This is a genomic window from Zavarzinia aquatilis (assembly GCF_003173035.1).
GTDB classification, from domain to species: Bacteria; Pseudomonadota; Alphaproteobacteria; order Zavarziniales; family Zavarziniaceae; genus Zavarzinia; species Zavarzinia aquatilis.
On the sequence record NZ_QGLE01000005.1, the window covers coordinates 242,627 to 256,666 of the forward strand.

The 14,040-nt window shown below is 67.9% G+C and carries 14 protein-coding genes; 7 read left to right on the top strand and 7 right to left on the bottom strand.

The window, feature by feature from the left end; genetic code table 11:
• Window positions 1-10: 10 nt before the first annotated feature.
• Together flgG and flgF are read right to left on the bottom strand one after the other, a co-directional pair.
• Complete coding sequence (gene flgG / locus DKG74_RS11045) at window positions 11-796, bottom strand: flagellar basal-body rod protein FlgG (protein ID WP_109905668.1); 786 nt, start codon at window positions 794-796, stop codon at window positions 11-13.
• 15 nt (window positions 797-811) lie between these two features.
• Window positions 812-1,549 (bottom strand): flagellar basal-body rod protein FlgF, encoded by a 738-nt coding sequence (flgF, locus tag DKG74_RS11050; RefSeq protein ID WP_109905671.1) that lies wholly within the window; start codon window positions 1,547-1,549, stop codon window positions 812-814.
• A 254-nt stretch (window positions 1,550-1,803) separates the two neighbouring features.
• Between flgF and DKG74_RS11055 the strand changes: the two genes are divergently transcribed.
• Genes DKG74_RS11055 through DKG74_RS11080 form a run of 6 tightly spaced genes read left to right on the top strand, consistent with a single transcriptional unit; the run spans window position 1,804 to window position 8,402 of the window.
• Entirely contained in the window at window positions 1,804-2,394 is a 591-nt protein-coding gene (locus DKG74_RS11055; protein ID WP_109905673.1) for a flagellar basal body-associated FliL family protein, read from the top strand.
• A complete protein-coding gene (gene fliM / locus DKG74_RS11060; protein ID WP_109905675.1) occupies window positions 2,394-3,533 on the top strand; it encodes a flagellar motor switch protein FliM in 1,140 nt (379 codons plus the stop codon). The genes DKG74_RS11055 and fliM overlap by 1 nt, the downstream gene beginning before the upstream one ends.
• Complete coding sequence (locus tag DKG74_RS11065; protein ID WP_109905677.1) at window positions 3,530-3,928, top strand: DUF6468 domain-containing protein; 399 nt, start codon at window positions 3,530-3,532, stop codon at window positions 3,926-3,928. Before fliM ends, DKG74_RS11065 begins: the two co-directional genes overlap by 4 nt.
• The gene (locus tag DKG74_RS22045) at window positions 3,925-4,623 is read left to right on the top strand and encodes a MotE family protein (protein WP_109905679.1); all 699 of its coding nucleotides are present in this window, start codon (window positions 3,925-3,927) and stop codon (window positions 4,621-4,623) included. The genes DKG74_RS11065 and DKG74_RS22045 overlap by 4 nt, the downstream gene beginning before the upstream one ends.
• 4 nt (window positions 4,624-4,627) lie before the next feature.
• The gene (locus DKG74_RS11075) at window positions 4,628-5,284 is read left to right on the top strand and encodes a protein phosphatase CheZ (RefSeq protein ID WP_109905681.1); all 657 of its coding nucleotides are present in this window, start codon (window positions 4,628-4,630) and stop codon (window positions 5,282-5,284) included.
• A 4-nt stretch (window positions 5,285-5,288) separates the two neighbouring features.
• The gene (locus DKG74_RS11080) at window positions 5,289-8,402 is read left to right on the top strand and encodes a hypothetical protein (protein ID WP_133251564.1); all 3,114 of its coding nucleotides are present in this window, start codon (window positions 5,289-5,291) and stop codon (window positions 8,400-8,402) included.
• 34 nt (window positions 8,403-8,436) lie between these two features.
• Here DKG74_RS11080 and DKG74_RS11085 read toward each other — a convergent pair whose 3' ends face one another.
• The 5 genes from DKG74_RS11085 to DKG74_RS11105 all read right to left on the bottom strand — a co-directional run bounded on the left by DKG74_RS11085 (window position 8,437) and on the right by DKG74_RS11105 (window position 13,565).
• Window positions 8,437-9,525, bottom strand: a complete 1,089-nt coding sequence (locus tag DKG74_RS11085; RefSeq protein WP_109905685.1) for a TRAP transporter substrate-binding protein — start codon at window positions 9,523-9,525, stop codon at window positions 8,437-8,439.
• A gap of 37 nt (window positions 9,526-9,562) precedes the next feature.
• Window positions 9,563-11,512 (bottom strand): TRAP transporter large permease, encoded by a 1,950-nt coding sequence (locus tag DKG74_RS11090; protein ID WP_109905776.1) that lies wholly within the window; start codon window positions 11,510-11,512, stop codon window positions 9,563-9,565.
• Entirely contained in the window at window positions 11,469-12,035 is a 567-nt protein-coding gene (locus tag DKG74_RS11095) for a TRAP transporter small permease subunit (RefSeq protein ID WP_109905687.1), read from the bottom strand. The genes DKG74_RS11090 and DKG74_RS11095 overlap by 44 nt, the downstream gene beginning before the upstream one ends.
• A 120-nt stretch (window positions 12,036-12,155) precedes the next feature.
• Window positions 12,156-12,380 carry a hypothetical protein gene (locus tag DKG74_RS11100; RefSeq protein WP_109905689.1) on the bottom strand — a complete coding sequence of 75 codons (225 nt, stop codon included), beginning with the start codon at window positions 12,378-12,380 and terminating at the stop codon, window positions 12,156-12,158.
• Window positions 12,381-12,386: 6 nt separating this feature from the next.
• Complete coding sequence (locus tag DKG74_RS11105; RefSeq protein ID WP_109905691.1) at window positions 12,387-13,565, bottom strand: DNA recombination protein RmuC; 1,179 nt, start codon at window positions 13,563-13,565, stop codon at window positions 12,387-12,389.
• A gap of 128 nt (window positions 13,566-13,693) precedes the next feature.
• Between DKG74_RS11105 and DKG74_RS11110 the strand changes: the two genes are divergently transcribed.
• Complete coding sequence (locus DKG74_RS11110; protein WP_109905693.1) at window positions 13,694-13,987, top strand: ETC complex I subunit; 294 nt, start codon at window positions 13,694-13,696, stop codon at window positions 13,985-13,987.
• Window positions 13,988-14,040 lie beyond the last annotated feature (53 nt).

Here is a 14,040-nt window from a genome sequence, read left to right on the forward strand (position 1 = left end):
CGGCTCTCCCTTAGCGGAGCTGGGTGATCGTCTGCAGCATCTCGTCGGATGCCGTGATCACCTTGGAGTTGAGTTCATAGGCACGCTGGGCCGAGATCAGGTTGGTGATCTCCTGCACCGGGTTGACATTCGCCGCCTCGACATAGCCCTGCAGCAGGGTGCCGAAGCCCTCGTCGCCCGGCAGGCCGACGGTCGCCGTGCCCGAGGCCGGGGTTTCGAGGAAGAGGTTGTCGCCGGTGGCGGCGAGGCCCGCCGGATTGATGAAAGTGGCGAGGTCGAGCTGGCCGACCACCTGGGGATTGACCTGGTTGGGCAGGGTGACCGCGACTTCACCGGTCGCCGAGATGGCGACTTCGGTCGCGTTCTGCGGGATGACGATGCCGGGCTGTACCGTATAGCCGTCCTGGGTGACGATCTGGCCGTCGCCGTTCAGCTGGAAGGCGCCGGCCCGCGTGTAGGCTTCCTCGCCGCTGGGCAGCAGGACGCGGAAGTAGCCGCGGCCCTGGATCCCGAGGTCGTAGGTATTGTCGGTCGAGGTCATGTTGCCCTGGCCCATGATGCGGTAGACGGAGCCCGTCTTCACGCCGGTGCCGAGCTGGATGCCGCTGGGGATGACCGTGCCGGCGTCCGACGAGGTCGTGCCCATGCGCTTGATGTTCTCGTAGAGCAGGTCCTGGAATTCGGCGCGCTGGCGCTTGAAGCCGGTCGTCGACATGTTGGCCAGGTTGTTCGAGATGACTTCGACATTCAGCTGCTGGGCCAACATGCCGGTCGCGCCGATGGAAAGGCTGCGCATGGGGATCTCCTCGACTTAGCTCTGCTGGACCTTGCCCAGCCGCTGGATGGCGGTGCGCTTCAGGTCGTGATCTTCGGAAAGCAGGTTCTGCATGGTCTGGTAGCGGCGCTGCAGCTCGATCATGCGGGTGATTTCGACGACGGGCTGGACGTTCGATGCCTCGAGCATGCCCTGCACCACGCGGGTCTCGGCGTCGGCCGGATTGGCCGTTACGCCCGCCGGGGCCTCGAACAGGCTTTCGCCCACTGTCTTCAGGCCCTGTTCGTTGTCGAAGCTGAACAGGCCGACCTTGCCGATCTGGGTGTCGCCCTGGGCGACCGTGCCGTCGGCGCTGACCACCGGGGTGCCCAGGGTCGGATCGTTCACGGTGATTTCGCCGCCGCCATCGTCCAGCAAGGGGTAACCCTCGCGGGTGACCAGCTTGCCGTCGGCGTCGAGGGTGAAATGGCCGTTGCGGGTGTAGCGGATGCCGTCCGGCGTCTGCACCGACATGAAGCCCTTGCCGCTGAGCGCGAGGTCGAAGGGATTGTCCGTCGGCGTCATCACGCCCGGCCGGCTGTCGCGGGCGACGCCGAAATCGAGCACGAAGGAGACCGGCTGCTGCGGCCCCGCGTTCATCACATATTCCTGGAAGACCGGGCGGGCCGCGCGATAGGCCGTCGTGTTCAGATTGGCGATGTTGTTCGCGACGATGTCCATCTGGCGCTCCAGCACCATCTGCTGCGACAGGCCGACGTAAAGCGCGTTTTCCATGATCTCCGGTCTCCTTTCTGCCGCCTGTGCATTCTGCTGCCGCGGTCGTCAGGACAGCTGCAGGTCGCGTGCCAAGTGCGAAAGCCGCGGAAATCAAGGCTTTCCGCCCATTCGGGGAGTGGGCGCGGCGATTCCGGGGGGTCAGCTTTACCCGGCAGAAGCTGCCGGGTTCTCGTCCGATCACAACCGCTTGTTAAGGAAGATGGCCGTAAATTCCCCTTCGAACCGAAGGCACTTCCGGAGTTTGGCCCCCGATGGCAAGCAACGCGGCATCTCAGCAGGACCTCGACGCGCTGGTCAGCGGCCTGCCCGCGGGCGAGGCCGGCGCGGAAGGTGAGGGCGGCAAGGCGAAGAAGAAGGGCGGCAAGCTGAAGCTGCTGCTGATCGCGCTGCCGATTGTCCTGATCCTGGGGGGCGCGGGTGCCTATTTCGCCGGCCTGCTCGACCCGCTGCTCGGCAAGGGCGCGGAGGAGGGGGCGGCCGAAGGCGGCCACGCCGGTGCCGGGGCAGAAGCCGGCAACGCGGCCGAAGTCCGTCCCGATCCGATCTTCTTCGACATGCCCGATCTCCTCGTCAATCTCCACACCACGGGCAATCGCGCGGCCTATCTGAAGATCAAGCTCTCGCTCCAGTTCAGCGACCCGGCGGTGACCGCGGTCCTGCAGAAAGTGCAGCCGCGCCTGATTGACAGTTTCCAGATCTATCTGCGCGAACTCCGGCTCGAGGATCTCGAAGGCTCGGCCGGCCTGATGCGCCTCAAGGAAGAATTGCTGGCGCGGGCCAACCAGATGATGGCGCCCGCGGCGATCGACGACGTCCTGTTCAAGGAAATGCTGGTGCAGTGATGGCGAACGAGACGGAAACCGGCGCTCCTGTCGATGAAGACGCCCTGGCGGCGGAATGGGCCGCCATGGCCGGCGGCGACGAGGCGGAAACCGGCGCGGCGGATGGTGCCGATGGCGTGCCGGATGACGAACTCGACGACGCGGCGCTCGCCAGCCAGTCCGGACGGGCGCTCAGTCAGGACGAGATCGACAGTCTGCTCGGCTTCGATTCGGTCGACAGCGGCGGCGGCACCCAGACCGGCATCCGCTCGATCATCAATTCCTCGCTGGTCTCTTATGGCCGGCTGCCCATGCTCGAAATCGTGTTCGACCGGCTGGTCCGCCTGCTCTCGACCTCGATGCGCAATTTCACCTCGGACAATGTCGAGGTGACGCTGGACAACATCACCTCGATCCGCTTCGGCGAATATCTGAACTCGATCCCGCTGCCGGCGATCCTGACCGTGTTCCGCGCCGTCGAATGGGACAATTTCGGCCTGCTGACCGTCGAATCCAACCTGATCTATTCCATCGTCGACGTGCTGCTGGGCGGGCGCAAGGGCACCACGGCCATGCGCATCGAAGGCCGGCCCTATACGACGATCGAGCGTAACCTGGTCGAGCGCATGGTCCAGGTCGTGCTGAAGGACATGAAGACCGCCTTCGAGCCGCTGACCCCGGTCGACTTCACCTTCGACCGGCTGGAGGTCAATCCGCGTTTCGCCACCATCGCGCGCGATGCCAATGCGGCGATCCTCGTCCGCCTGCGCGTCGACATGGAAGATCGCGGCGGCCGCATGGAGCTGGTGCTGCCCTATGCCACCATCGAACCCGTGCGCGAATTGCTGCTGCAGATGTTCATGGGCGAGAAATTCGGCCGGGACACCATCTGGGAAAGCCATCTCGCCAGCGAACTCTGGGCGACCGAAGTGCAGATCGACGCGGTGCTGGACGAGCAGATCATGAACCTCGGCGATGTCATGCACCTGCAGGTCGGCCAGACCATCATGCTGAACTGCGCGCCGGATTCGCCGATCGAGCTGAAATGCGGCGGTATGCCGATGCTGCGCGGCCGCATGGGCCGGGTCGGCAACATGGTCGCGGTCAAGGTCGAACAATCGCTGATGAAGACGGGCAAGCAATCCGGGGGCAAGGCATGAGCATCATCGGACTGATCCTCGATCTCGGTCTCGCCGGGCTGCTGGTCGCGACCATCGTGCTGGCCGTGCGCCTGCATCGCAAGCTGGAAGGCCTGAAGGGCGGACACGACGAATTGCGCCTCCTGGTCGAAGGTCTGAACGAGGCGACGCGCCGCGCCCAGGCCGGCATCATCGAGTTGCGCATGGCGGCGGAAGCGACGACCGCCCGGCTCGGCAACCAGATCGAGGCAGCGCGCAAGAGCAGCGACGAACTCTCGATCCTCGTCGCCTCGGCCAATAATCTCGCCGACCGGCTGGTGCGCGCCGGCTCGTCCGCTCGTCCGGCCGAAGCGCCGGCCCGCGCCGCTCCCGGGGCGGATCAGGGCATCCTGCGCGCGCTGAAGGACGTGCGATGAGCACCGCCTGGCGGCGCCGGGTGGCGCTTCTGCCGGTTGTCGCGGGGGTTGCCGCCGCGACACTCGCCCTGCGCCTGCCCAATCTCGCGGAAGCGGTCGGCCATGTCTTGCCAGCGGCCGGCAACAGTGCCCTTGCCGCCGAAACCCCGGCCCCGGCGCCGGCTCCTGTGCCGACGCCCGCTGCCGTGGCGCCTGCCCCCGCTCCGCTCGAAGCCGCGGCACCGGCAGCCCCGGCGCCGGCCTTCGATCCCGACAAGCTGACCCCGGGGGAGGTCGACGTCTTGCAGAATCTGTCCCGCCGCCGCGAGGAGATCGAGGCGCGGGCCCGCGAACTCGACAGCCGCGAGGCGCTGGTCGCCGCCGCCGAGGCCCGCGTCGACAAGAAGCTGACCGAGATCAAGGCGATCGAGGAAAAGATCGCGGCCGCGCAAGCCGCGCAGACGGCCGAACAGGACCAGCAGATGGCCCGCCTCGTGAAGGTCTATGAGACCATGAAGCCGGGCGATGCCGCGATCATCTTCAACACGCTCGATTTTGCCGTGCTGATCGAGGTCGCCAGTCGTATGAAGGAAGCGAAGATTGCCCCCGTGCTCGCGGCGATGGACCCCGAGGCGGCGAAGGCACTGACGGTCGCGCTGGCGACGCGGCGGGCGGGTCCGTCCGCGAACGCTCCGGCCACGGGAAGCGGCGGGTAGGAACATGGGCAAGGGTACGACGAGTTTCGACGAACGGCTGGCCGCGCTCGCGGCCTCGACCGGCGGCATGGTTCCTGTCGGGGAGATCGGACGCATCGTCGCCGAACTGCTCGACAGTTGGGAGGGCGAGGCCATGGCCCCCCCGCAGGCCGCCTCGCCGCCCCCCTCGCCGGTGGGTGACGATACCGCGCGCGAACTGGAAAACCTCCTCGCCATCATTCACCAGACCCAGGGAGAGATCGCCGCGATCCGGCCGCACGAGCTGGCGCGGGAAAAAATTCCCCATGCCAATGACCAACTGCGCTCTGTCGTCGACGCGACAGCGCACGCGACCGGCATTTTCCTCGACATCGCCGAGGAACTGGAAGCCCTGGCCGAGACCTTTGGCGGTGCCGGCATCGACGAAATCCATTCGATCACCACGCGCATCTACGAAGCGTCCAATTTCCAGGACATCACGGGGCAACGCATCTCGAAGGTGACGGAGACCCTGCGCGTCATCGAAGAGCGTCTGACGCGCCTCGTCGAGGCAACGGGCGGCGTCGCGCACGACGCGCCCGCGGCCAAGGCGGCCGGTGATGAGGATCTTCTCAACGGGCCGCAGTTGCCCGACCTCGCGGCGAGCCAGGATGACATCGACCGGCTTTTCGCCTCGATCTGATCGAATGCGCCGGGTTCTGCTGATCGCGGCGCTCGTGCTCGGCCTCGGCCGGCCGTCGTTGGCGGCCGAGGCGCCGCCCGTCGGCGTGCGCGGCTGGGATCATGGCGATTACGGACGATTGGTGTTCGATCTGGCCGCCGGTATCGACGGCCAGGCGAGCATCGAAGGGCAGGACCTGGTCATCAGCTTCTCGGCCCCGGTCCGGCTCGATGCCGCCCCGGCACTGCGCCGTCTCGCGCGGCTGGCGGGCGGGGCGACGCTGGCGGCCGACGGTCGTTCCCTGCGCATCGCCCTGAAGTCGGCGGTGACCCTGGTGCCCCAGCGCTATCAGGACAAGCTGGTGCTCGATATGAAGCCGGCCTCTCCGGCCAAGCCGCCAGCAAACCCGCCCCCTCCCGGTTCGGCGCCCGGCTCGGCCGCTGCCAACCCGGGGCCGACAGCGCCGACCCCGGTTCCGTCCGCCGCGCCGCAGCCAAGACCGGAGCCGCCGAAGCCAGCCCCGGCCGCGGATGTTGTCGCTGCCGTGCCGCCGCCGCCCGCGCAGCCGGCAGCGCAGGTCCCCGAGACACAGGCCCGGCCCGCGCCCGAAGGACATGGCGCTCCCACCGGATCGGCACATTCGCCAGCACCAGCACCAGCACCAGCACCAGCACCAGCACCAGCACCAGCCGCGCCGCCCGCCGAACCTCGTGCGACGCCGGCTCCGGCGGTCGCGGCGCCGGCTGTCGCTCCCGCTCCGGCGCCGGCCCCTGTCCCCGCGCGCGGGGTGACCGTCACCTTCCGCCGCGAATTGGCGGGTTCGGTGGCCGAACTCGTGTTCGATGCCCCGACCGCCGCCGCCGTTTTCGCCCGGGGCGACGCCCTGTGGTTCGTCTTCGACCGGGCAGGGGCTGAAGCCGCGCGCGTGGCCGGCAGTCCGCTGGCCGAACTCGGCGCCATCCTGCCGCTCGACGTGCCGGGCGGCTCGGGCTTTCGCCTGTCGGGACCGGCGGTGCCGCCGCAGGTTTCGGGCGATGGCACGAACTGGCGTTTCCTGTTCGCGCCGGCCGCCCAGCCACCGGCGACGCCGCTGGTGGCGAGCCCGGGGGCCGATGCCGAGGGGCGGATGCGTCTCGTCGCCCGCATTCCGGGCATCCGCCCGCCCGTGCAGATTCCCGATCCCGATATCGGCGACCGCCTGACCGTGGTGCCCGTGGCTCAACCGGGCGCCGGTGTCGTCGTCGGCGCGCGCCTGCCCGAACTCGAATTGCTGCCCACGGCTCAGGGGCTTGCCTTCGCGCCCCTGTCCGACGATGTCGTCGCGAGCGCCGAAGGTGACGATCTGACGATAGGCCGCGCGGGCGGTGGCCTGACCCTGTCGGACGTGGTGCCGGCGCCATCGAGCGTGCCCCGTGCTCTCGGCGAAAAGGTCGAGGGTGGCCTCGACGTCGGGGCCTGGTCCGTCCCGGGCGAGACCGAAGCCACCCGCAGCCGGCTGGAGCGTGAGGCGGCGCTGGCTGCCCCGACGGCGAAGACCGAGCGGCGAATGGCGCTCGGCCGCTTTCTCGTCGCCAACGGTTATGGCGCCGAAGCCATCGGCGTCGCTGAAATCCTGGCCAGCGACGATCCGGCCGTCGCTGAAACGCCGGCCTTTCGTCTGATGCGCGGCATCGCCCTCGCCATGCAGGAACGTCACGGCGATGCCCTCGCCGACCTGAAGGTACCCGCGCTCGAATTCGCCGCCGACGCCGCCCTGTGGCGCGGCTATGCCCTGGCCTCGACCGGCGCCAAGCGCGAGGCCTACAAGGCCTTCGGCGCCGGCATGGGCGCCATCGCCCATTTTCCGCCGCGATATCAGGAACGGTTACTGGCGGCGATCGGCGACGCCGCGCTGGCCGCCGACGATGTTCGCGCCGCCAGCGAGGCGGCGGCCAGCCTGTCCGCGCGCGCGACGACCAAGGCCGGCAAGGCCCGGGCCCTCGCCCTCGAAGGCCGGGTCGCCGTGCGCCGCTCCGACGCCGTCGCCGCCCGCGCGGCCTTCGAGGCCGCGCTCGCGACCGGGGAGCGGGTGGCGCGGGTCGACGCCGAGATGGGCCTTATCGAACTCGGCCTTGCCGATGGCAGCCTGTCGCGGGGCGATGCCATCGCCCGGCTGGATCGCCTGCGCTATGTCTGGCGCGGCGACGAGAAGGAACTGGCGGTATTGCGCCGGCTCGCCGATCTGCAACTGGCCGAGGGCCAGTGGCGCGACGGTCTGCAGACCCTGCGCCTCGCCGAGAAACTGTTCCCCAAGGATCCCGGGGTCGACGCGCTGCGGGACACGGAAAAGGCGGCCTTCCGGCGCCTGTTCCTGGGCGGCGCGGCCGATGCCCTGCCACCGGTGCAGGCGGTCGCGCTTTATTTCGATTTCCGCGACCTCACGCCGCTCGGCCCCGATGGCGATGACATGATCCGCAAACTGTCGGACCGGCTGGTGCAGGTCGATCTGCTCGACCAGGCCAAGACCCTGCTGTCGCATCAGGTCGAGAACCGGCTGCAGGGCATTCCGCGCTCGCGCGTTGCCGCCCGCCTCGCCCTCCTGCATCTGCTCGATCACGAGCCGGCCAAGGCGATGCAGGTGCTCGACGCGACCGAACAGCCGGTGCTGCCCGAGACGACGGCGCGCCTGCGCCGCCTCCTGCGGGCGCGGGCGCTGGCCGATCTCGGCAAGGCGGCGGATGCCCGCACCCTGCTCGCGGCCGATCCCAGTCTCGAGGCCGCCCGGCTCGGCGCCGAGATTGCCTGGCAGGCGCGGGACTGGACCGGCGCCGCCCTCTACATGGGCCGCCTGCTCGATGGGCGGAAACCGCCGGAGCATGGCGCGCCGGTGCCCGAAGATGAATCGCTGGTGCTGCGCCTGTCCGTCGCCCGCACCCTGACGGCGGATGCCGCCGGCCTGAAGCAGCTGGCAACGCTGTGGGGGCCGGCGATGGCGCAGTCGAAATCGGCGGATGCCTTCGCCATGCTGACCGGCAATGCCGATCCTTCGGCCATCGTTACCCGCAACCTTGCCCAGACCATGGCCAATACCGGGGCGGGGGGCAATTTCCTCGGCGAATTGCGCACGCGCCTCGCCAGCGGGGAAGGGCTGGGGGACTGACGGCGCCAGCCCCCCGGCCGCGTGTCGGGGCGCGTTACTTCTTGCGGCCGCGGATCATGAAGTTGTCGTAGGAATATTCGGCGACCTGGAACCACAGGTATTCCTGGTCGCGGAAGGCGATGATCGAATCGATCAGGGTCTTGAAGTCGGCGTTGGTCGCGGAAATCTCGGCGTAAAGCTCATGCGCGGCGGCATAGCACGCCTGCATGATCTCGGTCGAGAAGGGCCGCAGCTGGGTGCCGGCGGCGACCAGGCTCTGGATCGCCTTGGGGTTCTTGGCGTCGTATTTCGCCAGCATGTCGACATTGGCGGCCGCGGCGGCGGCGGTCACGATCGCCTGATAGTGCGGCGGCAGTTCGGCCCATTTGTCGGTGTTGATGAAGAAGTGCAGCGACAGGCCGCCTTCCCACCAGCCCGGGTAATAGTAGAAGGGCGCGACCTTGTAGAAGCCCAGCTTCTCGTCGTCATAGGGCCCGACCCATTCGGCGGCGTCGATGGTGCCGCGTTCCAGCGATGGATAGATTTCGCCGCCCGGCACCTGTTGCGGAACGACGCCGAGCTTGGCCATGGTCTGGCCGGCGAGGCCGGCGATGCGCATCTTCAGGCCCTTCAGGTCCTCGAGCGTCTTGATCTCCTTGCGGAACCAGCCACCCATCTGGGTGCCGGTATTGCCGCCGGGCAGGCTGTAGATCTTGTGCTTGGCGAGGAAGGCATTGTACAGCTCGCTGCCGCCGCCGTGATAGAGCCAGGCATTCTGCTGGCGCGAGTTCAGGCAGAAGGGCACCGCCGCGCCGGCGGCGAAGCAGGGGTCCATGCCGACATAGTAATAGCCGGCGGTATGGGACATCTCGACCGTGCCCTGTTTGACCGCGTCCGCCGCCTGGAAGGTGCCGACGATTTCGCCCGCGGCGAAGACCTGGATCTGGAACTTGCCTTCGGTCGCGTCCGAGACATATTTCGAGAACACCTCGGCCGCGCCATAGATCGTGTCGAGCGACTTCGGGAAGCCCGAGGTCAGGCGCCATTTCACCTCCGGGTTGCCTTCGGCCCGCGCGCTGCCGGCGACGGCCCCGGCGGCGACGGTGGCGGCCGCGGCACCGGTCAGGAATTCACGACGTTTCATTGTTTCCTCCTCCTGAATCGACGTATTGGGGTGCCGGTCAGTTGCCCAGCCCCTGAAGCCCGGGCAGGCCCTCGTCCTGTTCGCCGCCCGGTATCTGCAATTGATCGAAGGTGCTCTGCACGGCGGTCGGATCGACCGTGACCGCGCCCGCCTTGTAATGGGTGACGAGGCCCGGGAAGGCGATCACCACGGCGACCATGGCCAGCTGGATGAACAGGAAGGGCAGGGCGCCCCAATAGATCTGGCCCGAGGTCACGGGGGCCATCTGCCGTCCCGTCACCCGGTCGGCATAGGGCTCCTTCGGCGCGACCGAGCGCAGGAAGAACAGCGCGAAGCCGAAGGGCGGATGCATGAACGAGGTCTGCATGTTGATCGCCAGCATCACACCGAACCAGATCAGGTCGATGCCCATGGCGTTGGCGACCGGTGCCAGCAGCGGAATGATAATGAAGGCCAGCTCGAAATAATCGAGGAAGAAGGCGAGCACGAAGACGAGCAGGTTCACCGCGACGAGGAAGCCGATCTCGCCGCCCGGCAGGCTGGTCAGCAGGTGTTCGACCCAGACATGGCCGTTGACGCCGTAGAAGGTGAGGGAGAACACCCGCGCCCCGATCAGGATGAACAGCACGAAGGCGGACAGTTTCGCCGTCGACATCGTCGCCTGGATCAGGATTTCGCGGTTGAAACGTTTCGGGTTGCGGTCGGCGATCCGCTTGCCCGCCGACAGGATCAGCGCGCCGAGCGCACCCATGGCGCCGCCCTCGGTCGGAGTGGCGACGCCGATGAAGATGGTGCCGAGCACGAGGAAAATGAGGAGGAGCGGCGGCACCATGACGAAGGTGACCTGCTGCGCCATGGCGGACACCAGGCGGAAACCCGACAGCCGCTCGAGAAGGCCGGCGACGAAGCCATAGAGCGCACCCGCCGCCAGCATTTCCATCAGAAGGGCGGCGGTCCCTTCGCCATCCTGCTTGAGATAGAGATAGATCCCGGCCACGGCGACGGTCAGCACGGCGTTGGCGATCAGCCGGCGCGCGCCGAGGAAACGGTTCATCACCGCGGCGATCAGCGCGACCACCGTCGCGATGCAGATGCACAGGATGACGAAATCGGCCCCGGCCTTCACCCCGGTCTGGCTCATCACCCACCAGGCGACGACGGCCGAATAGGCCAGCAACACCCCCAGCTGCCAGACGCCGCGGGCGCCCGACGGTTCGTGATGGCCGATGGCCTCGGCTGGCAGGCCGGGGGCGATCTTGGGGAAGAACAGGCTGGCGACGAAAATGAAGGCGGCATAGGACCCGGCCAGAATGATGCCGGGCAGGAAGGCCCCCTCATACATGTCGCCGACCGAGCGGCCCAGCTGGTCGGCCATGACGATGAGGACGAGGGACGGCGGAATGATCTGCGCGAGCGTGCCCGAGGCGGCGATGACACCCGAGGCGATGCGCCGGTCATAGCCATAGCGCAGCATGATCGGCAGCGAGATCAGGCCCATGGAAATGACCGAGGCGGCGACGACGCCGGTCGTGGCCGCCAGCAGCGCGCCGACGAAGACGACGGCATAGGCAAGGCCGCCCCGGATCGTGCCGAACAGCTGGCCGATGGTGTCCAGCAGGTCCTCGGCCATGCCCGACCGCTCGAGGATGAGGCCCATGAAGGTGAAGAAGGGAACCGCCAGCAGCACCTCGTTCGACATGGTGCCCAGCACCCGGTCGGGCAGCGCCTGCAGCAGCGGCCAGGACAGGGTGATCGTATCCGGCGCATAGGGCGCGAGTTCGACCGCGAGGGTGAAGAAGATCAGCCCGTTGGCCGCCAGCGAGAAGGCGACCGGATAGCCGAGCAGGAGGAAGAAGACCAGCGCCGCGAACATGACGGGGGCGAGGTTCTGGGCGATCAGCTCTGCCAAGGCGGAAGCTCCTCGATCCGGTGCGGGGCGGCGGTCAGTGGTCCTGGGGGACGGTATCGGGGGGCAGGGCGGCGGCATGGCCGCCCCCGGGCGCATCGTCCGGGCGAAGCCCGGCCATGATCAGCACCCGCTTGGCGAGTTCGCTCAGCGCCTGCAGGAACAACAGGATGAAACCGGCGGCGATCAGGCCCTTGGCCGGCCACAGCGCAAGGCCGCCCGCGCTGCTCGACACTTCGCCCGAGGCGAAGGAATTGAGGGCATAGGGTACGCAGAGCCAGACCATCAACCCGGCGAAGGGCAGCAGGAAGACGATGTGGCAGAACACGTCGATGCCGTCGCGCCAGCGCTTCGGCAGGCGGCTGGAGACGATGTCGATGCGGATGTGCTCGTTACTCTTCAGGGTCCAGGACGCGGCGAGCATGAAGGTCGCCCCGAACAGGTACCATTGCAGCTCCAGCCAGGCGTTGGACGAGGTGCCGAACAGTTTGCGGACGATGGCGTTGATGGCGGAAACGAGGATCGCCGCGAGGATCGCCCAGGCCGCGGCCTTGCCGATTTTCTCGTTCACGCCGTCGATCAGACGGATGAGGGCCGATACCATGGCTGTCCCTTCCCGACGGGGGCTTGCGCGCCCCTCTTCGCAACATGGGATCAGTCTAAGGTTGGCTGCGGCGCTTTGCCTCCCCTACTTTGGGCGAAGGCGGCGGCCAGCTGTCAGCTGTCAGCTGCCGGATGGCGACTGGATCAGGAAGCCCGCGAGGATCAGCGCCAGCAGGATGGCGATGCCGATGAAGACATTGCGCACACGGGCGGCCCGTGTCGCCGGGGCCTTGCGTGGCGCCGGGCGGCCCAGCCGCTTCTGCACCTTCTCGGTCAGCGTGCCGATCCAGGCGGCGCCGACGACGGCGAGCGTGATCAGGGCGGCGACGACGATGATGCGTCCCATGGCGAACTAATCCTCCTCGGCGTCCGGTGTGGCGATTTCAAGCTCGATCAGGCGGGCGGCCGCGACGGGATCGAGGCCTTCGACCTGACGCAGCTGGCGGTCGATGGCGCGGCGGCGCACCGCGACCTTGTCGATCTGGCTGCTCGCCTCCGCCAGTTTCTTCTGGACCTTGTCCAGCACTTCGCCATAGCGGGCGAATTCGGTCTTCACCGCGCCCAGCAATTGCCAGACCTCGCTCGATCGCTGCTCGATGGCGAGGGTGCGGAACCCCATCTGCAAACTGTTCAGCAGGGCGGCCAGCGTGGTCGGCCCCGCCGGAATGACGCGGAAATCGCGCTGCAGCAGGTCGATCAGGCCGGGCCGGCGCAGGGCCTCGGCGTAAAGCCCCTCGGTCGGCAGGAACATGATGGCGAAATCGGTGGTGCGCGGCGGGTTCAGATATTTCTCGCCGATATCGCGGGCGAAGGCTTTCAGCCGCGTCTCCAGCGCCTTCGCCGCGCTCTCGACCGCCTCCGCGTCGGCGCGGTCGGCGGCGTCGAGCAGGCGTTCGTAGTCCTCGCGCGGGAATTTGGCGTCGATCGGCAGCAGGACTTCCATGTCCTTGTCGTGGCCGGGCAGGCGGATGGCGAATTCCACCCGCTCGGCGCTGCCCGGCTTCGTCGCGACATTGGTCAGGAACTGGTCCGGTGTCAGGATCTGGCCGAGCAGCGCCTCGAGCTGCATCTCGCCCCAGATGCCGCGCGCCTTCACATTGCCCAGCACCCGCTTCAGATCGCCGACCCCGGCGGCGAGGCTCTGCATCTCGCCGAGGCCGCGATGCACCGCCTCCAGCCGCTCCGAGACCTGACGGAAGGATTCGCCGAGTCGGGCTTCGAGCGTGCCCTGCAGCTTCTCGTCGACGGTGCGGCGCATTTCTTCCAGCTTCGCGGCCGAATCGGCGGCCAGCCTGTCGAAGCGCCGCTCCAGCGCGTCGCCGAAACTCTGCAGGCCGGCGCCGGCCTCGCGCCGATTCTGCGCCATTTCCTCGCGCAGGGCCCGCTCCAGCCGGGCTTGCCCCGCTTCGATCACGTCGAGCCGGGCCGCGCCACCGCCCCGCCCGCGCAGAAGGGCGGCGAGGCCGAGCACAAGCGCGACCAGGGCGAGGCCTGCGACGACGAGTTCGGTTGGCGTTGCAGCGAAGCTCATGCGACCATGGACGAAAGCCCGAAGCGTGGGCAACAGTTGACGAAAGCGGCGGGATCAGACCATGTTCTCGGCCGTTACGGAATAGTAGGCGCAAGCGACTTCGGCGCCACCAGACGGAGCACACAGGGATGCAGGCCCGGATCTATCTGCCGACCAAGAACGCGATGCAGTCGGGCAAGGCGAACAGCCGCCGCTGGGTTCTCGATTTCGAGCCGGAGGCGATCCGCCGTCTCGACCCGCTGATGGGCTGGACCGGCACGACCGACATGAACGGTGAAGTGCGCCTGACCTTCGAGAGCAAGGAAGCCGCCATCGCCTATTGCGAGAAGCACCGCATCCCCTTCGAGGTGCAGGAGCCGAAGCCCTTCCCCCTGAAGATCAAGACCTACGCGGACAATTTCCGCTTCGACAAGGTCCGCTAAGCATCCGGCGCGCACCCCGCGCGCCCTTCCCGCGATTTCAGCGCCTCGCCCCG

Bases quoted from the DNA above. Each gene is read 5' to 3' on its own strand.
- flgG (WP_109905668.1), bottom strand. From the start codon at position 796: ATGCGCAGCCTTTCCATCGGCGCGACCGGCATGTTGGCCCAGCAGCTG.
- DKG74_RS11090 (WP_109905776.1), bottom strand. From the start codon at position 11,512: ATGCCGCCGCCCTGCCCCCCGATACCGTCCCCCAGGACCACTGACCGC.
- DKG74_RS22045 (WP_109905679.1), top strand. From the start codon at position 3,925: ATGAGCACCGCCTGGCGGCGCCGGGTGGCGCTTCTGCCGGTTGTCGCG.
- DKG74_RS11085 (WP_109905685.1), bottom strand. From the start codon at position 9,525: ATGAAACGTCGTGAATTCCTGACCGGTGCCGCGGCCGCCACCGTCGCC.
- DKG74_RS11080 (WP_133251564.1), top strand. From the start codon at position 5,289: ATGCGCCGGGTTCTGCTGATCGCGGCGCTCGTGCTCGGCCTCGGCCGG.
- DKG74_RS11055 (WP_109905673.1), top strand. From the start codon at position 1,804: ATGGCAAGCAACGCGGCATCTCAGCAGGACCTCGACGCGCTGGTCAGC.
- flgF (WP_109905671.1), bottom strand. From the start codon at position 1,549: ATGGAAAACGCGCTTTACGTCGGCCTGTCGCAGCAGATGGTGCTGGAG.
- DKG74_RS11100 (WP_109905689.1), bottom strand. From the start codon at position 12,380: ATGGGACGCATCATCGTCGTCGCCGCCCTGATCACGCTCGCCGTCGTC.
- DKG74_RS11075 (WP_109905681.1), top strand. From the start codon at position 4,628: ATGGGCAAGGGTACGACGAGTTTCGACGAACGGCTGGCCGCGCTCGCG.
- DKG74_RS11110 (WP_109905693.1), top strand. From the start codon at position 13,694: ATGCAGGCCCGGATCTATCTGCCGACCAAGAACGCGATGCAGTCGGGC.
- DKG74_RS11095 (WP_109905687.1), bottom strand. From the start codon at position 12,035: ATGGTATCGGCCCTCATCCGTCTGATCGACGGCGTGAACGAGAAAATC.
- DKG74_RS11105 (WP_109905691.1), bottom strand. From the start codon at position 13,565: ATGAGCTTCGCTGCAACGCCAACCGAACTCGTCGTCGCAGGCCTCGCC.
- fliM (WP_109905675.1), top strand. From the start codon at position 2,394: ATGGCGAACGAGACGGAAACCGGCGCTCCTGTCGATGAAGACGCCCTG.
- DKG74_RS11065 (WP_109905677.1), top strand. From the start codon at position 3,530: ATGAGCATCATCGGACTGATCCTCGATCTCGGTCTCGCCGGGCTGCTG.